General features: G+C 71.2%; 10 protein-coding genes. 5 read left to right on the top strand and 5 right to left on the bottom strand.

The genetic code is table 11. The features are described from left to right. Nucleotides 1-159 precede the first annotated feature (159 nt). The 3 genes from FV234_RS17865 (at nucleotide 160) to FV234_RS17855 (ending at nucleotide 8,589) form a co-directional block, all read left to right on the top strand. On the top strand, nucleotides 160-3,291 hold the full coding sequence (locus FV234_RS17865; protein ID WP_147830739.1) for an MdtB/MuxB family multidrug efflux RND transporter permease subunit: 3,132 nt from the start codon (nucleotides 160-162) through the stop codon (nucleotides 3,289-3,291). Nucleotides 3,292-3,544: 253 nt separating this feature from the next. Next, entirely contained in the window at nucleotides 3,545-6,856 is a 3,312-nt protein-coding gene (locus tag FV234_RS17860) for an efflux RND transporter permease subunit (RefSeq protein WP_147753052.1), read from the top strand. Nucleotides 6,857-7,092: 236 nt separating this feature from the next. Further along, nucleotides 7,093-8,589 carry an efflux transporter outer membrane subunit gene (locus FV234_RS17855; protein WP_147830737.1) on the top strand — a complete coding sequence of 499 codons (1,497 nt, stop codon included), beginning with the start codon at nucleotides 7,093-7,095 and terminating at the stop codon, nucleotides 8,587-8,589. Between the two features lie 63 nt (nucleotides 8,590-8,652). On the opposite strand, the gene murJ is transcribed toward FV234_RS17855, so the two are convergent. The 4 genes from murJ to FV234_RS17835 form a co-directional block, all read right to left on the bottom strand. After that, a complete protein-coding gene (gene murJ, locus FV234_RS17850; protein ID WP_147830735.1) occupies nucleotides 8,653-10,182 on the bottom strand; it encodes a murein biosynthesis integral membrane protein MurJ in 1,530 nt (509 codons plus the stop codon). A gap of 144 nt (nucleotides 10,183-10,326) precedes the next feature. Next, on the bottom strand, nucleotides 10,327-12,630 hold the full coding sequence (locus FV234_RS17845; protein WP_147830733.1) for a xanthine dehydrogenase family protein molybdopterin-binding subunit: 2,304 nt from the start codon (nucleotides 12,628-12,630) through the stop codon (nucleotides 10,327-10,329). A gap of 124 nt (nucleotides 12,631-12,754) precedes the next feature. After that, nucleotides 12,755-13,588, bottom strand: coding sequence for an SDR family NAD(P)-dependent oxidoreductase (locus tag FV234_RS17840; protein WP_147830731.1), 834 nt, complete (start codon nucleotides 13,586-13,588; stop codon nucleotides 12,755-12,757). A gap of 159 nt (nucleotides 13,589-13,747) precedes the next feature. Further along, nucleotides 13,748-15,304 carry an NAD(P)/FAD-dependent oxidoreductase gene (locus tag FV234_RS17835; RefSeq protein ID WP_147830729.1) on the bottom strand — a complete coding sequence of 519 codons (1,557 nt, stop codon included), beginning with the start codon at nucleotides 15,302-15,304 and terminating at the stop codon, nucleotides 13,748-13,750. A gap of 168 nt (nucleotides 15,305-15,472) precedes the next feature. Here FV234_RS17835 and FV234_RS17830 point away from each other — a divergent pair, with 168 nt between their 5' ends. Further along, the gene (locus FV234_RS17830) at nucleotides 15,473-16,198 is read left to right on the top strand and encodes a TetR/AcrR family transcriptional regulator (RefSeq protein ID WP_147830727.1); all 726 of its coding nucleotides are present in this window, start codon (nucleotides 15,473-15,475) and stop codon (nucleotides 16,196-16,198) included. Nucleotides 16,199-16,257: 59 nt separating this feature from the next. Here the strand turns inward: FV234_RS17830 and FV234_RS17825 are convergent, their stop codons facing one another. Further along, nucleotides 16,258-16,857, bottom strand: a complete 600-nt coding sequence (locus tag FV234_RS17825; protein WP_147754409.1) for a superoxide dismutase — start codon at nucleotides 16,855-16,857, stop codon at nucleotides 16,258-16,260. 242 nt (nucleotides 16,858-17,099) lie between these two features. On the opposite strand from FV234_RS17825, the gene FV234_RS26275 reads away from it, so the two are divergent. Next, nucleotides 17,100-17,700 (top strand): hypothetical protein (locus FV234_RS26275; RefSeq protein ID WP_187273721.1); only part of this gene is annotated, 601 nt, incomplete at its 3' end.

Below are 17,700 nucleotides of genomic sequence, written 5' to 3'. Positions count from 1 at the left end.
GAGGGGGAGTTTCCTCCGGGCCCGCCCCCTCACCGTCGGCTGCCGCCTCGCTGCGACGACGACGGGGTCGTTGTCGCCCTCTCCCCGCATGCGGGGCAAGGGGACGCGCACGGGCCGCCGCAGTGATCGCCTCCGCCTGTCCGAGAGTGCGCGGCCGGTATGAACCCCTCCCGCCTCTTCATCCTCCGCCCGGTCGCGACCACGCTGCTGATGCTGGCGATCCTGATCGTGGGCGGGGTGTCGTACCTGAACCTGCCGGTCTCGGCGCTGCCGTCGGTCGACTACCCGACGATCCAGGTGCAGACGTTCTATCCCGGCGCCAGCCCCGAGGTGATGACCTCGGCCGTCACCGCGCCGCTGGAGCGGCAGTTCGGGCAGCTGGCCAACCTCAACCAGATGACTTCGCAGTCTTCGGCCGGCGCCTCGGTCGTGACCTTGCAGTTCAACCTGGACCTGCCGCTCGACATCGCCGAGCAGCAGGTCCAGGCGGCGATCAACGCCGCCGGCAACCTGCTGCCGTCCGACCTTCCGGCGCCGCCGATCTACGCCAAGGTCAACCCGGCCGACGCGCCGGTGATCACGCTAGCGCTCACCTCCAAGACCCTGCCGCTGACGCAGGTGCGGGACCTCGCCGAGACGCGCCTCGCCCAGAAGATCAGCCAAGTGGCCGGCGTCGGCCTGGTGAGCATCTCCGGCGGCCAGCGGCCGGCGGTGCGGGTGCGGTTCAACGCGCGGGCGCTCGCGGCCTACGGCCTGAACATCGACGACCTGCGCACCACGATCACCAACCTCAACGTCAACACGCCGAAGGGCACCATCGACGGCCCGAAGCAGTCCTACGCGATCAACGCCAACGACCAGATCCAGGACCCGAAGGCCTACGACGACGCGATCATCGCCTACAAGAACGGCGCGCCGGTGAAGATGTCGGACGTGGCCGACGTGGTGCAGGGGCCGGAAAACACCAAGCTCGGCGCCTGGGCCGACGAGACGCCGGCGATCATCCTCAACATCCAGCGCCAGCCCGGCGCCAACGTCATCGCGACGGTCGACAAGATCAAGGCGCTGCTACCGCAGCTCCAGGGCACCCTGCCGGGCGCGATCCAGGTCAGCCTCCTCACCGACCGCACGGTGACGATCCGGGCGTCCGTCGAGGACGTGCAGTTCGAGCTCGGCCTCGCCATCGCCCTCGTGGTGCTGGTGATCTTCCTGTTCCTGCGCAGCCTGTCGGCGACACTGATCCCGAGCCTGTCGGTGCCGCTGTCGCTGATCGGCGCGCTCTCGGTGATGGACCTCTACGGCTTCTCCCTCGACAACCTGTCGCTGATGGCGCTCACCATCGCCACCGGCTTCGTCGTCGACGACGCCATCGTGGTGATCGAGAACATCGCCCGCCACGTCGAGGACGGCGATTCTCCCCTCGAAGCCGCGCTCAAGGGCAGCCGCGAGATCGGTTTCACCATCATCTCGCTCACCGTCTCGCTGATCGCGGTGCTGATCCCGCTGCTGTTCATGGGCGACGTGGTCGGGCGCCTGTTCCACGAATTCGCGATCACGCTGGCTGCCACCATCATCATCTCGGCGGTGGTGTCGCTGACGCTGGTGCCGATGCTGTGCGCGCGCCTGCTGAAGCACGTGCCGCACGCCGAGAGCCGCCGCCGCGAGGGCGTCCTCGGGCGGATGGGCCGGCGCGCCACCGAAGGCACCATCGCGGCCTACGGCCGGGCGCTGCGGGTGGTGCTCGACCACCAGGGCGTGACGCTGCTCGTCACCCTCGCGACCGTCGCGCTCACCGCCTTCCTGTTCGTGACGATCCCCAAGGGGTTCTTCCCGGTGCAGGACACCGGCGTGATCCAGGGGATCACGCAAGGCGACCAGACCCTCTCCTACGCGGCCATGGCCGAGCGGCAGCAACGCATCGCGAGCCTGATCCTCAAGGACCCGGACGTCGCCAACCTGTCCTCGTTCATCGGCGTCGACGGCCAGAACGTGACGTTGAACTCAGGGAGGTTCCTAATCAACCTGAAGCCGCAGGCCGAGCGGACCGAGCGGGCCGGCGCCATCATCCGCCGCATCCAGGCGGCCACCGCGGATGTCGCGGGCCTGCGCCTCTACATGCAGCCGGTGCAGGACCTGACGATCGACACCGCGGTCTCGGCGACGCAATACCAGGTGATCCTGGAGACCCCGAACCTCGAGGATTTCGAGACCTGGGTGCCGCGCTTCACCGACGCGCTGTCGAAGTCGCCGGTGGTGGCCGACGTGGCCAGCGACCACCAGGGCCAGGGCCTGGCCGCCTACGTGACCATCGACCGGCCGACGGCGGGGCGCTACGGCATCACGCCCGCCACCATCGACAACGCGCTCTACGACGCCTTCGGCCAGCGCATCATCTCGACGATCTTCACCCAGTCGAACCAGTACCGGGTGATCCTGGAGGCCGACCCGGACCTGCACCGGACCATCGCCAGCCTCGACGCGATCTACCTGCCCTCCTCCACTGCGACCAGCGGGCAGGTGCCGCTCTCGGCGGTCGCCCGGATCAGCGAGCGCCGGGCGCCGCTGCTGATCTCCCATCTCGGCCAGTTCCCGGCCACCACCGTGTCGTTCAACCTCGCGCCGGGCGCGGCGCTCGGCCAGGCCGTCGACGCGGTGGAGGAGGCGCGAAAAAGCATCGACCTGCCGCCGAGCTTTCGCGTGGTGCCCCAGGGCTCGGTCTTCGCCTTCCAGTCGGCGCTCGGCAACGAGCTGTTCCTGGTGATGGCGGCGATCGTCACCGTCTACATCGTGCTCGGCGTGCTCTACGAGAGCTTCATCCACCCGATCACCATCCTCTCGACGCTGCCCTCGGCGGGGATCGGCGCGCTCCTCGGGTTGATGATCTTCGGGCTCTCCCTCGACATCATCGCGATCATCGGCATCGTGCTCCTGATCGGTATCGTGAAGAAGAACGCGATCATGATGATCGACTTCGCGCTCCAGGCCGAGCGCGAGGAGGGCATGGCCCCGCGCGACGCGATCTACGAGGCCTGCCTGCTGCGCTTCCGCCCGATCCTGATGACGACGCTCGCCGCCCTGTTCGCGGCGATCCCGCTGATCGCCGGCACCGGCGTCGGCTCGGAGCTGCGCCAGCCGCTCGGCATCGTCATCGCCGGCGGGCTCATCGTCAGCCAGGTGCTGACGCTGTTCACGACGCCGGTGATCTACCTGTTCTTCGACCGCCTGGAACGCCGCATCACCGGCCGCCGCGAGCCCGAGCCGGACCTCCCGGCGGGCGAGGCGCTGCCGTGAGGGATATCGCAAGGGTTCGACGCATCCCCTCTCCCCGCGTGCGGGGAGAGGGCTTTGCCGACCTTGTCGTCGGCAAAGCGAGGCGGCAGCCGAAGGTGAGGGGGCTTCGCGGGATGAGCTTCGTCCGTGAACGCCCCCTCACCTTCACTTCGGCTTCGCCTGCGCTCCCCGCATGCACGACAAGGTGCATGCGGGCCTCTCCCCGCACGCGGGGAGAGGGGGACCGCGGCGCACGCCGCGCGGGCCTCCGCCCATGAACATCTCCGAGCCCTTCATCCGGCGCCCCGTCGCGACGACGCTGCTGACGGTCGGCGTGCTGCTGGCCGGGATCTTCGCGTTCCTGAAGCTGCCGGTGGCGCCGCTGCCGCAGGTGGATTTTCCGGTGATCCTCGTCCAGGCGCAGATGCCCGGCGCGAGCCCCGAGACCATGGCGGTGACCGTCGCCGCCCCCCTGGAGCGGCGGCTGGGCGCCATCGCAGACGTCAACGAGATGTCCTCGACGAGCTCCACCGGGAGCGTGCGGATCGTGCTGCTGTTCGGCCTCAGCCGCGACATCGACGGGGCGGCGCGCGACGTGCAGGCGGCGATCAACGCCGCGCGGGCCGACCTGCCGACGGCGCTCCGCCAGAACCCGACCTACCGGAAGTTCAACCCGGCCGACTCGCCGATCGTCATCCTCGGCATGACCTCGGACACGCTGACGCCGGGCCAACTCTACGATGCCGGCGCCACGGTGGTGCAGCAGAAGCTGTCGCAGCTGCCCGGCGTCGGCAACGTCGACATCGGCGGCTCATCGCTGCCGGCGGTGCGCGTCGAGCTCGATCCGACCGCCCTGTTCCACTACGGCATCGGCCTGGAGGGCATCCGCGCGGGGCTGGCCTCGGCCAACGCCAACTCGCCCAAAGGCGCGATCGAGGCGGGCGACCGCCGCTACCAGCTCTACGCCAACGACCAGGGCCGCAAAGCGTCCGATTACCGCGACCTCGTCGTGGCCTACCGCAACGGCGCTGCGGTGAAGCTCACGGATGTCGGCGAGGTGATCGACTCGGTCGAGGACCGGCGCAACCTCGGCGTGGTCAACGGGCGCCAGGGCGTGCTGCTGTTCGTCTACAAGCAGCCGGGCTCGAACGTCGTCGAGACCATCAACGGGGTGAAGGCGGCGCTGCCGCAGATCGTCTCGGCGCTGCCGGGCGGCATCGACGTGAAGCTCACCGGCGACCGCAGCGCCACGATCCGGGCGTCGCTCGCCGCCACCGAGGAGACGCTGCTGATCGCCGTCGGCCTCGTCATCCTGGTGGTGTTCGCGTTCCTGCGCTCGGGGCGTGCCACGCTGATCCCGGCGGTGGCGGTGCCGATCTCGATCGTCGGCACCTTCTCGGTGATGTACCTGCTGGGCTACTCGCTCAACATCCTGTCGCTGATGGCGCTGATCATCGGCACCGGCTTCGTCGTGGACGACGCCATCGTCGTGCTCGAGAACGTCCAGCGCCACATCGAGATGGGCAAGTCGCGCATCGAGGCGGCTTTGGTCGGCGCCCGCGAGGTCGGCTTCACCGTGATCTCGATGAGCCTGTCGCTCATCGCGGTGTTCCTGCCGATCCTGCTGATGGGCGGCCTGGTCGGGCGGATCTTCCAGGAATTCGCCGTGACCCTGTCGCTGGCAATCCTGATCTCGCTGGTGCTCTCGCTGACCACCACGCCGATGATGTGCGCGCGCTTCCTGCGCCCCGAGACCCATCGTTCGGGCAAGCGCCCCAACATCCTGATCCGCGGCCTGGAGGGCGCCTTCACCGGGACGCTCAACGCCTACGAGCGCACGTTGCGCGTCGCGCTGGCGCATCCGCGCCTGGTGCTGCTCGTGCTCGCCGCCACGATCGGGCTGAACGTCTACCTCTACGTCATCGTGCCGAAGGGCTTCTTCCCCGAGCAGGACACCGGCCAGATGATGGGCGGCATCCAGGCCGACCAGCGCATCTCGTTCCAGTCGATGGAGAAGAAGCTCAAGGAGGCCGCCGCCATCGTGCAGGCGGACCCGGCGGTGGACAGCGTCGTCGGCTTCACCGGCGGGCGCGGCACCAACTCGGCCAACGTCTTCGTCGGCCTGAAGCCCGCGGGCGAGCGCGTCTCGATCAGCGAGGTCGCCAACCGTCTGCGCCCGAAGCTGTCGCAGGTGGCCGGTGCGCGGCTCTACGTCTTCCCGCGCCAGGACCTGCAGATGGGCGGGCGCCAGAGCTTCGCCCAGTACCAATACACCCTGCAGGGCGACAGCGCGGCCGAACTCTACGCGGCGGCCCCGAAGCTGGTGCAGGCGTTGCAGAAGGACCCGACGTTTGCCGACGTCACCTCCGACCAGCAGGAGGGTGGGCTGGAGAGCCGGCTGGTGATCGATCGCGCCACCGCCTTCCGCTACGGCATCACGCCCGACAAGATCGACAACACCCTCTACGACGCCTTCGGCCAGCGCCAGGTCTCGACGATCTACAACCCGCTGAACCAGTACCACGTCGTGATGGAGATCGCGCCGCGCTACCTGGAGAACCCCGAGACCCTCAAGCAGCTCTACGTCTCGACCTCGGGCGGCAAGGCGCGGGGCTCGGCCACCACCAACGCGGTCGCCGGCACGGTGGCGGCGGCGCCCGCCAGCGCGGTCCCCTCCACGACGGCCGCGGCCGACGCCAGCACCAACGCCGCCGCGGTCGCCTCCGATTCCGCCCGGAACGCGGCCGCCAACGCCATCGCCGCCTCGAAGGGCAGCGCGTCTTCGAGCGCGCCGGTCTCGTCGTCGGTCGAGACGATGGTGCCGCTCTCGGCCTTCACGCGGGTGGAGACCGGCAACGCCCCGGTGCAGGTCAGCCACCAGGGCCTGTTCGTGGCGACGACGATCTCGTTCAACCTGGCGCCGGGCAAGAGCCTGTCGGACGCCACCGCCGCGATCGACAAGGCGATGTCGGAGTTGCGCCTGCCGGCCACCATCCACGGCGAATATGCGGGCGCTGCCAAGAACTACATCGCCTCGGCCTCGCGCCAGCCGCTGCTGATCCTGGCCGCGATCCTGGCGGTCTACGCGATCCTCGGCATCCTCTACGAGAGCTTCGTGCACCCGATCACGATTCTCTCGACGCTGCCCTCGGCGGGCATCGGCGCGCTGCTTGCCCTGCTGGTGACCGGCACCGAGTTCACGATCGTCGCCCTGATCGCGGTGTTCCTGCTGATCGGCATCGTCAAGAAGAACGCCATCATGATGATCGACTTCGCCCTCGACGCGGAGCGGACGCGGGGCGCGGCGCCGCGCGAGGCGATCTTCGAGGCCTGCCTCTTGCGCTTCCGCCCGATCATGATGACAACGCTGGCGGCGCTGCTCGGCGCGGCGCCGCTGATCTTCGGCGGCGGCGAGGGCTCCGAGCTCCGCCGCCCGCTCGGCATCGCCATCGCCGGCGGCCTGATCGTGAGCCAGATCCTGACCCTCTACACCACCCCCGTCGTCTACCTCTGCCTCGACCGCCTCCGGCACCGGGTGAACGCCCGCCGCCGCGGCGGAGCCGCGGCCGTGCCGGCGGGGGAATGATGCGGTTTCCGGCGATGCAGGACGGGGCGTGCGCACCCCCCTCTCCCCGCGCGCGGGGAGAGGGCTGCGACGACCCCGTCGTCGGCGCGGCGAGGCGGCAGCCGAGGGTGAGGGGGCTTCGATGGAAGAGCCTCGTCCTTCCCGGCCCCCTCACCGTCGCTTCCGCTCGCCGCCTGCACGCCAAGGTGCAGGCGGCCCTCTCCCCGCAGGCGGGGCGAGGGGATGCGCACCCAACGATGCGTCACCTCCTGAGGGCGGCCAGCCTCCTCGCCCTCACCACGGCGCTGTCCGCCTGCGTCGTCGGCCCGGACTATTCGCGCCCCTCGGTCGAGACGCCGCTGGCGTTCAAGCAGGGTGGCACCCGCGAGGATTCGGCCGCCTTCGTCGCGTCGCGCAAGAACTGGCGCGCGGCGGCGCCCAACGACGGGGCCGAGCGCGGCGACTGGTGGCGGGTCTTTCGCGATCCGACCCTCGACCGGCTGATCCGCCTCGTCGATGTCGACAACCAGTCCTTACGCCAATCCGTGGCGAACTTCCGGCAGGCGCGAGCGCTGGTCGAGTCGGCCCAGGCGGCGCTCTACCCGACGGTCGTCGGCGCCCCGAGCATCACCCGCTCGCGCACGGTCGGCACCGAGCGCACCTCCGTCTCGATCCAGGGACAGGCGAGCTGGGAGCTCGACCTGTTCGGCCGCATCCGCCGGACCATCGAGACCGAGGCGGCGCTGGCCCAGGCCGACGCCGCGACGCTGGCGCTGACCCGCCTGACGATCCAGGCCGAGGTCGCGAACAACTACCTGTCGCTGCGCTACGCCGACTCGCTGGTGCGGGTGCTCAACGCCAACGTCGAGAACTTCAAGCGCACGGTGGCGATCACCGAGAACCAGTACAATGCCGGCGTCGCCGCGCGCTCGGACGTGATCACCGCGCAGACGCAGGTGCAGACCACCCAGGCGGCGGCGATCGCAGCGACGCTCACCCGCGCCCAGTTCGAGAACGCGATCGCGACGCTGATCGGCCGCCCGCCCTCGGAGCTGTCGCTGGCGGTGGCGCCGCTGGCCCTCGTGCCGCCGGCGGTGCCGGTCGGCATCCCGGCGTCCCTCCTGGAGCGCCGCCCGGACGTGGCCCAGGCCGAGCGCGCCGTCCAGGCGCAGAGCGAGCAGATCGGCGTCGCCGTGGCCGCCCTCTACCCGAGCGTGACGCTGTCAGCGTCGGGCGGCATTTCGGGGCTTACCCGTACCGGCCTCCTGTCGGCGGCCAACCAGGTCTGGGCGGTGACGGCGGCCGGCAGCGAGGTGCTGTTCGATGGAGGCGCGCGCTCGGCGGCGATCACCGCCTCGCGGGCCGGCTACGACGCTTCGGTGGCGAACTACCGCCAGACCGTGCTCGCCGCCTTCGCCGACGTCGAGAACGGCCTCGTCGGCATCCGCATCCTCGCCCGCCAGCAGGTGGCGCAGGACGAGGCGGTGACGCTCGCCCGCCGCGCCGTCGAGATCACGCTGAACGAGTACCGCGCCGGCACCCAGAACTTCACCACCGTGGTCACCGCCCAGGCGCTGCAGCTCAACAACGAGGTCGCCGCGCTGCAGGTGCGGCTCTCGCGCTTCACCACCGCCGTGAGCCTGATCCGGGCGCTCGGCGGCGGCTGGGATGCGCGCGCGCTGCCGAGCGATTCCGAGCTGAAGGGCCCGCGCCTGCCGATCGACCTCTCGCCCGCGGTGCACCCGGACGAGTAGGGGGCGCACACGCGCGACGCGTTCCCCTCCCCGCTGAAAGGGGGGAGGGAGAGGCCGAACCGCTCAAGCCCGCCGCAGGCGCAGCCCGAACAGGTGGAGCAGGCCGGCGAGCAGCCCGCCGTAGACGGCCGCGCCCGCGACGCCGAGCAGCGCCAGCACCGCGACCTCGCGGCCGCGCGGCAGGGCGGGCACGAGGGATTCCACCACCGGCAGCCCGTAGACCGCCACCAGCGCGAGGGCGGCGCAGCTGAGCGCCACGCCGAGGATGGTGAGGCCCAGCGTCCGGCTCGGCGCGGTCCAGCCGCGGCGCCAGGCGAGGGCGACGAGGATCAGCAGGTTGACCCACTGGCTGATCGCGGTGGCGAGCGCGAGACCGACGACGCCGTAGGGGCCGGTGAGCCAGAGCTTCAGCACGACGTTGACGGCAATCGCCGTGAGCGAGGCCCAGAGCGGGGTCCTGGTGTCCTGCCGGCTGTAGAAACTCGCCACCGCCGAGCGCACCAGCACGACGGCCGGCAGCGCCAGCCCGTAGGCGGCCAGCACCGACGCCGCGCGGGCGGCGTCGTCCGCCGAGAACGCGCCGCGCTGGAACAGGGCGGCCATGGTCAGGCCGGGCAGGGTCAGGAAGGCCACCGTGAACGGGGCGGAGAGCGCGAGCGAGAACCCGGCGGCACGGTTCTGCGCGGCATGCGCGCCGGACACGTCCCCGGCCGCGATCCGCCGACTCATCTCCGGCAGCAGCACCGTGCCGGCGGCGATGGCGATGACGCCGAAGGGCAGCTGGTAGAGCCGGTCGGCGTAGTACAATGCCGAGACCGCGCCGGTGGGCAGGAAGCTCGCGATGATGGTGTCGGCAAACGTCGCGATCTGGAACCCGGCCGCGCCCACCACCGCCGGCCCGAGCACGGCGAAGAACCGGCGCATCGCCGGATCGCGCAAGCTAGGGCGGCTGAGCCGCGGCGCGACGCCCGCCCGCCGGCAGCCCCACCACAGCAGTCCGAACTGGAGCACGCCCGAGACCGCGACACCCCAGGCGGCCGCGTGCGCCGCGTCGGGGAACAGGAAGGCCAGGCTGAGCGCCGCCAGCATCGCCAGGTTCAAGAGAACCGGGGCGCCGGCCGCCACCGCGAAGCGGCGCTGGGCGTTCAGCACGCCGGAGAGCAGCGTCACCAGGGTCATGAACAGCAGGTAGGGGAAGGTGATCCGCGTCAGCGCCACCGCGAGGTCGAAGCGCTGCGGGTCCTCCGCGAAGCCCGGCGCCAGCGCCCGCACCACCCACGGCATCGCGGGGATCGCCACCGCCAGCAGCACGACCTGCACGGCCAGCATCAGCGTGAAGATCCGGTCGGCGAAGCGTTGCGCCGCGCCGTCCGCCCCGGCCTCCGACAGCCCGGCATAGGCCGGCACGAAGGCGGTGTTGAACGCCCCCTCGCCGAAGATCGCGCGGAAATGGTTCGGCAGGCGGAAGGCGACGACGAAGGCGTCGGCCATCGGCCCGGCCCCCATCACCGCGGCCATCACCACGTCGCGGGCGAACCCCGTGACCCGCGACACCAGCGTCCAGCCGCCGACGGAGAGGATCGCGCGGATCACCGGTTCGTCCCGAATGCGAGTGCCGTCACGCCGCCCACCGTCACTGCTGCCCGGCGGAGGCTTACGGTTGTGGCCACCGGCAACGCAAGCGGGTGGCAGGCGAGGGGGGAGCGGCCGCAGGCGAGGGAAGCGGTCGCGAGCCGCTTACGCCACGCTCTCGATCCGGATCGGCAGGCGGCGGTGGCGCTGGCCGGTGGCGTGGTAGACCGCGTTGGCGATGGCCGCGTTGACGCCGATGATGCCGAGTTCTCCCAGTCCCTTCAGGCCGAGCGGATTCACCTTTGCGTCCGGGTCGGGGACGAACAGGACCTCGATCTCGGGCGTGTCGGCCGCGGTGGCGACGAGGTATTCGGCGAGGTCCGCGTTGCAGTAATGGCCGCGGTCGAGCACCGTCTCCTCCAGCAGCGCCGAGCCGAGTCCCCAGATCATGCCGCCCGCGAGCTGGCTGCGGGCGGTGAGCGGGTTGAGGATGCGTCCGGCCGCGAACGCCCCGAGCAGGCGCGGCACGCGGATCTCCCCGGTCTCGGCGTGGACGCGCACCTCGGCGAACTGCGCGCCGAAGGCCCAGGACAGGTGGTCGCCGCCGCTGGCGAGGTTGATGTGCCCGGCGCGCAGGGCCTCGAGGCTCTTGGCGCTGCCGTCCTCGGGGACGAACTCGGCGAGGGTCTCGATGCCGGCGGAGTCGAGGCGGGCGACCGCCTCGCCGAGCGGCACGCCGCCCCCGTCGGCCTGCGCCAGCCGCCCGCCGACGAGGCGCAGGCGCGCGGGGTCGGCCCCGGCCAGCGGCCCGTCGGCGGCGGTGCATGCGGCGACCAGACGCGCGCGGATCTGCTCGCAGGCGAGCGCCAGGGTGTTGAGCAGGCTCGTGGTGGTCGAGGAGCCGCCCGAGATGCCGGCCGGCGGCAGCGCCGTGTCGCCGAGCCGCACCGTCACGGCCGCCATCGGCACGCCGAGCCCGTCGGCGGCGGCCATCGCCAGCAGCGTTGTGATGCCGTTGCCGATCTCGTGGTGGGCGGTCTCGACCGCGACCCGGCCGTCGGCGGCAAGCGCGACGCGCATGGTCGCGGCGGCGATCTTCACCGGCCGCACCGAGGTCGCGCAGCCGAGGCCGACCCGCCACGGACCGTCCGGGAGACGGTCGTCGCGCATCGCGCCGGGCCGCGGGTCGCGGCGCGCCCAGCCGAACGCGGCAGCCCCCGCATCGAAGCAGGCCATCAGCGGGCGCGACGAGAACGGCTTGCCCGAGACCGGGTCGGTCGGGGTGTCGTTGCGCCGCCGGAGCTCGATCGGATCGAGGCCGAGGGTCCAGGCCATCTCGTCGACCGCGCTTTCCAGGGCGAACAGGTAGGGCACCTCGGGGGGCGCCCGCATCGGGCCGGGCGTGTTGCGGTCGACCCGCACGGCGCGCTCGTCGGTGCGGATGTCGGGGCAGGCGTAGAGGCTCGCGGTCACGTCGGTGCCCTCCATCGCGAAGGCATCGAAGCGCGAGGTCGTCATCGTCGCCTCGTGGACCAGGGCGGTGAGGCGGCCGTCGCGGTCGGCGCCGAGGCGGATGTCGTGGCGGGTCTCCGGGCGGTGGTTCGCGATGGTGAAGCCCTGCCTCCGGGTCGGCACCAGGGACACCGGGCGGCCGAGGTCGCGGGCGGCAAGCGCCACCAGGGCCGTGTGCTGCGACAGAGCGAGCTTCGAGCCGAAATGGCCGCCGATCGGCCCCGATACGACGCGGACGTCCTCTGGCGCGAGGCCGAGCTGCGCGGCGAGCCCGTGCTGCAGCGCGCCGACGTAGCGGGACGGCTCGTGCACGGTGAGCCGCCGGCCCTCCCAGAAACAGGCGGTGGTGAACAGCTCCATCGGGTTGTGGTGCTGCGTGGGCGTCTCGTAGCGGGCGGCGATCCGCACTTCTGCCCGCGCCAGGGCGGCGTCGGCGTCGCCGCGGCCCGGATCCGCGTGCTCGGGCTTCAGGTCGGCCAGCCGGACGGTCTCGGCGCCGGCCTCGTCGAAGGTGGCGGCGAACGGCGCCTCCGCGTACGCGACGCGGACGCGGGCGGCGGCCGCCGTCGCCGCCTCCTGCGTCTCGGCCACGACGAGGGCAACGATCTGGCCGGCATAGGCGACCTCATCGGAGCCGAGGGGAAGGTGCGCGCTGTTGGCGTAGCCGCCGGCCATCAGGTGCTTCACCGGCGCGATCCGGCCGGCGAGCTCGCGATGGGTGAAGACGCGCAGGCACCCGGGCGTCGCCATGGCCGCGGAGAGGTCGAAGCCGCGGATGCGCCCGCGCACGATCGTGCTGGTGACGAGCGCCGCGTGCGCGCACCCCTTCAGCGGGACGTCGGAGGAGAACCGCGCCCGGCCCGTCACCTTGGCCGGGCCGTCGACCCGAACCTGCGGGCGTCCGAGCAGGCCTTCCTCGGCACCGGTTTTGGCCGGGTCGGCGATCGGGTGGTCCATTGGCGCGCTCCACTTCCCATCGGTCCGAGGCCGGTATTTCGCTTCGGTCCGGGACCGGTCGAATGGAGGTGTGCCGCGCTCTCCCGGCGGCAAGGTCTTGGGGCCGGCCCGCGGCGATCCGCGCTCAGGTCGCAGCGCGGCCGCGGGGGATCAGCTTCTGGATGAGGCTCCAGTACGAGACCGGAACGAGGCGCTCGATCAGCGCGACCAGCTTCGCGTCCGTGCCGACGAGCACCCGGCCCTGCCGGCGCTCCACCGCCGCCAGGATGATCGCGGCGGCCCGTTCCGGCGGCAGCTTGAGCAGGCTGTTGGCGGCGGCACGGCCCCGGGCGGCCTCCTCCGGAGTCATGTGCGCGGGCAGGCGCGCGCTGTCGGCCACCGAGGTGGCGACGCCGCCCGGATGCACCACCGTGACGCCGACCGAGCTGCCGGCGAGCTCGTGGGCAAGCGCCTGCGAGAAGCCGCGCACTGCGAACTTGCTCGCCGCGTAGGCGGTCTGGCCCGGCGGCGCGATCAGCCCGTAGAGGCTCGACAGGTTGACGATCCGCGCCTCGGGCTGCGCGCGCAGCAGCGGCAGGAAGGCGCGGGTCATGCGGACCACGCCCCAGAAGTTGATCTCGAATAGCCATTCGAAGTCGGCTTCCGTCACGTCGTCGAAAGTGCCGCCGACCGCCACGCCGGCGTTGTTGACCAGCAGGTCGAGTCCGCCATGGGCCGCCTCAACCACTGCCGGCAGCGCGGCGACGGCCTCGCGGTCTGCGACGTCCAGCGCGTGCCGGCTGATGCGGACGCGGTTCGTCGCGATCACCCGCTCGGTCTCCTCCAGCCCGGCGACGTTGCGGTCGGCCAGCGCCAGGTTGCAACCGCGGGCGGCGAGCCCCACCGCCAACGCCCGGCCGATGCCGCTCGCCGCCCCGGTGACGACGGCCGTGCGGTTCTCGAGGTTCCAGTTCGGCATGGGGGGCCTTTCCCTTCGTTTCGATGCCGTGGCGTCGGTGTCGTGATCGCCCGGTCATCCGCTTTGGCGCTTGCGATGTCGGAAAACCGAAGACGCACGGGTCCCCTCTGCCGTTCGGGAGAGGGGGCCGGTCGGCGCCATCCCGCCCCAGTGAGAATCCTACGCCGCGCGCTTGGCCGGTTCGCTGCGCGAAAACCGCATTGTGCCGTCGTCGAGGCGGCCGAACTTCAGGGCTGCGGTGTCGAGGATGTAGTTCTGGTGCAGCTTCCACGGCTTGGTGTCGGCCTGCTTCGGCAGCAGGTGCGCGGCGCGGGTGACATAGCCGGAGGTGAGCGGCAGGGTCGGCGTCGCGTTGAGGCGAGCAACATCCGCCAGAGGTTCGCAGCGCGTGAACCCATTCGCGTCCATGTGCTTGATGAGCCGGCAAAGATAGCGCGCGGTGAGCTCGCTCTTAAGGGTCCACGAGGCGTTGGTGTAGCCGATCGTCACCGCGAAGTTCGGCACGCCGGACAGCATCATGCCCTTGTACAGGAACGTGTCTTCCGGCTCGACCGCACGGCCGTCGACGGTGAGCGTCATGCCGCCGAGCAGCTTCATCCGCAGGCCCGTGGCGGTGACGACGATGTCGGCCGGCAGCGTCTTGCCGGAGGCGAGCCGGAGCCCGTCCTCGGTGAAGCTCGCGATCGTGTCGGTCTCGACCGAGGCGGCGCCGGAGCGGATCGCCTTGAACAAGTCGCCGTCCGGCACGAGGCAGAGGCGCTGGTCCCAGGGCTTGTAGCTCGGGGTGAAATGCTTGCCGACATCGTAGTCGGGGCCGAGCTGCGCGCGCACGCCGTCGAGGATGCGCTGGGTCATCGCCTGCGGCTTCCTGCGTGCGAACTGGTAGAAGACAATCCCCAGCGCCACGTTCTTGGCCCGCGTCAGCCGGTGGGCGAGGCCGGCGGGCAGCTTTTGGCGCAGCCAATCGGCGATCTGGTCCCGGCTCGGCAGGGCGACGACGTAGGTCGGCGAGCGCTGCAGCATCGTGACGTGCCGCGCGGTCTCGGCCATCGCCGGCACCAGCGTCACCGCGGTCGCGCCCGAGCCGATCACCACCACGCGCTTGCCCGCCCAGGACAGGTCCTCGGGCCAGGCCTGCGGATGCACAACCGGCCCCGCGAAGCGCTCGCGGCCGGGGAAGTCCGGGCTGTAGCCGTGATCGTACGCATAGTAGCCGGCGCACACCGACAGCATCCGGCAGGTGTAGCGCACCGGCTCGGCCGCCGCGCCGACCTCGGCGTCCAGCGTCCACAACGCGGCGGCCGAATCCCAGGCCGCCCGCACGACCCGGGTGCCGAAGCGGATGTGTCGGTCGATGCCCTCGGCCGTCGCGGTCTCGCGCACGTAGGCCAGGATCGAGGCGCCGTCGGCGATCGCCTTGTCGCTGCGCCAGGGGCGGAAGCTGAAGCCGAAGGTGTAGAGGTCGGAATCCGAGCGCAGCCCGGGATAGCGGAACAGGTCCCAGGTGCCGCCGATCGCGTCGCGGGCCTCAAGGATCGCGTAGGTCTTCTGCGGGCACTCGGTCTGGAGGTAGTGCCCCATGACGATGCCCGAGAGGCCGGCACCCACCACCAGCACGTCGACGTGCCGGGCCTCACGCCCGGCCGCCGCAGCAAAACCGATCTTGGCAGGCGCAGCCGCTTTGGTGGGCGCAGCATCGTCGGCGGCGTCGTTCATGGCGTCTCGGCTCCGGCGGTTTCTCTCTGTGCTTGTATTTAAGGTGAACACCTTATGGACGTCAACGGGCGGGCGCCGTAAAACGCCCTTGGTGCCGGTGACGGGGCCGAACGCGGCCGGGCCGCGCGGGACCGCAAGCGGGTCCACCGCCCGTGGCAGGCAGGTCGAATGAAGCGTCGCAGGTCGGATCGGGCAGCGCAGGAACCGGGAGACGCGGCTCGCCCCGTCACGCGCGCCGCGCGGGCGAAGGCGCCGGCCGGTGAAACGGCCGAAGGCGCACCGAAGCGGACCGGCACGCGCGCGCGCGTCCTCGCGACGTGCCGCGACCTGTTCAACGAGCGCGGGCCTGCCGCGGTCACCACCGCCGAGATCGCCGCCGCGGTCGGCATCAACGAGGGCAACCTGTACTATCACTTCCAGCGCAAGGAGCAGATCCTGGAGGCGCTGTTCTCCGACTTCGAGCGCCGGCTGGAGGCGGTGGCCACCGCCCACGCCACGGCGGACGGTCGGGCGCGCTACGCCCCCTACCTCGCCGGCTGGTTCACGCTGATGTGGGAGTGGCGCTTCTTCTACCGCGACGGCGGCACGATCTTCCGGCTCGCCCCGTCCCTGCGGCCGCGGCTAAAGAGCCTGAGCGACGCCGGCCAGGACCACGTCCGGCAGGCGCTGGCAGGCATGAAGGCGGCGGGGCTGCTCAGCGCAGGCACCGCCGAGACCGAGCACCTGATCGTCAACGCCTGGATCGTCTCGACCTACTGGATCGACTACCTGCGTTCGCGCCGCGGCCTCGACGAGGTTCGGCGCGAGCACCTGGACTGGGGTGCGGCCCAGGTGGCGAGCCTGTTCCGGCCCTACCTGACCGAGGCCGGGCTCGCCGCGGCAGAGCTGGGCTGAGCGCGCATCGGCCGCGACGAAAGCCGCCCTCCCCCGGGGGAGGGCGATGTCGCGACGCCTCAGGCGGTCGCCTCGGCGTACATCTTCTCCACGTGCTCCCAGTTCACGAGGTTCTCGAGGAACGCCTTGAGGTAGTCGGGGCGACGGTTGCGGTAGTCGATGTAGTAGGAGTGCTCCCACACGTCGCAGCCGAGAATCGGCTTGGCGCCGTGTACCAGCGGGTTCTCGCCGTTCGGGGTCTTCATGATCGCGAGCTTGCCGTCCTTGACCGCGAGCCAGGCCCAGCCCGAGCCGAACTGGCCGATGCCGGCCTGGATGAAGTCCGCCTTGAACTTCTCGGCGCCGCCGAGATCCTCGTCGATCTTCTTGGCGAGGGTGCCCGGGATCGCACCGCCGCCGTTGGGCTTCATCCACTGCCAGAAGTGCAGGTGGTTGAAGTGCTGGCCGGCGTTGTTGAACAGCGGCTGGTTGTTGCCGTAGGACGCCTTGACGATCTCCTCGACGCTCTTGCCCTCGAGACCGGTGCCTTCGAGCAGCTTGTTGCCGGTGTCGACGTAGGCCTTGTGGTGCTTGTCGTGGTGGAACTCGAGGGTTTCCTTCGACATGTAAGGGGCCAGCGCGTCGTAGGCGTAGGGCAGTTCCGGCAGGGTGAAGGTCATGGGATTCTCCGTCTTGTCGAACGCAGGGGTGCGGGCGTCCGACCGGAGGCCGCGCACCGCGCTCGACGGGGCAACGACCCGGTAGGTAAGTCGGCCTTCCTTCCGCGGCAACGCCGGATCGGGAACGAAGTCCGTGGAAACCGCCACGCCGGTCCGCCGGACGGGGCTTGGTTGTGTTTTGCAAAACGCCGACAAGGTCTTACTACGGGTCTGGCGTATCCGGCCCCGATTTCGAGAGTTCCATGATCATTGCGCTGTTCGCGCTGAGTGCCGCCATGGTGATCGGCGGCGTCGTCGCGGTGATCCAGGGGTTTCCCTTCGTTCGCCTCGAGAGCGGCCTCTCCATGGTGATCGCGGGCGCCACCGTCGCCTCGGCCGGGGCGGTGCTCTCCGGGCTCGCGGTGGTGGCCATGGGCCTGCGCCGGGTCGCCCACGCCTTCGACGCCCGCCGCATCGTCGACGCCGTCGGCACGATCCAGGACGGGGTGCGCCTGCCGCCGGCGGCGCCCGCGCCCCTCGTCGACCCGTTTCCGGCGGCGCCCGCCACGGCCGACCCGGCGCCCGGCCGCCCGACGCTGCCGAGCGTCGTGGACCCCGCCGTCGGCGCCGGCCTCCTCGGCGGCCAGACCCGCGCCGACCCGGCCTTCGCGGAAGCCTACGCCGAGCCGGCCATCCCCGAGCCCGTGCCGGCCGCGGCGCACGAAACTCATGAGCAAGAGACGCTTGAGCATGAGGTCGTCGAGCATGGCCCGATCGCGCATCCGCCAGCCGACGCGCAGGCGGAGCCGGAACTGCCGCTCCCCGGCCTGACCCCGCCGGAGCCCGCGGCAGCCCCGCCTGCGC

The sequence above is a fragment of the Methylobacterium sp. WL8 genome, assembly GCF_008040045.1.
In the GTDB taxonomy this organism is placed as follows: domain Bacteria; phylum Pseudomonadota; class Alphaproteobacteria; order Rhizobiales; family Beijerinckiaceae; genus Methylobacterium; species Methylobacterium cerastii.
This window is presented reverse-complemented; position numbering and strand designations above follow the sequence as displayed.

Coding starts and splice junctions, on each gene's coding strand:
- FV234_RS17855 (WP_147830737.1), top strand. CDS start 7,093: ATGCGTCACCTCCTGAGGGCGGCCAGCCTCCTCGCCCTCACCACGGCG.
- FV234_RS17825 (WP_147754409.1), bottom strand. CDS start 16,857: ATGACCTTCACCCTGCCGGAACTGCCCTACGCCTACGACGCGCTGGCC.
- FV234_RS17840 (WP_147830731.1), bottom strand. CDS start 13,588: ATGCCGAACTGGAACCTCGAGAACCGCACGGCCGTCGTCACCGGGGCG.
- FV234_RS17845 (WP_147830733.1), bottom strand. CDS start 12,630: ATGGACCACCCGATCGCCGACCCGGCCAAAACCGGTGCCGAGGAAGGC.
- FV234_RS17860 (WP_147753052.1), top strand. CDS start 3,545: ATGAACATCTCCGAGCCCTTCATCCGGCGCCCCGTCGCGACGACGCTG.
- FV234_RS17835 (WP_147830729.1), bottom strand. CDS start 15,304: ATGAACGACGCCGCCGACGATGCTGCGCCCACCAAAGCGGCTGCGCCT.
- FV234_RS17865 (WP_147830739.1), top strand. CDS start 160: ATGAACCCCTCCCGCCTCTTCATCCTCCGCCCGGTCGCGACCACGCTG.
- FV234_RS17830 (WP_147830727.1), top strand. CDS start 15,473: ATGAAGCGTCGCAGGTCGGATCGGGCAGCGCAGGAACCGGGAGACGCG.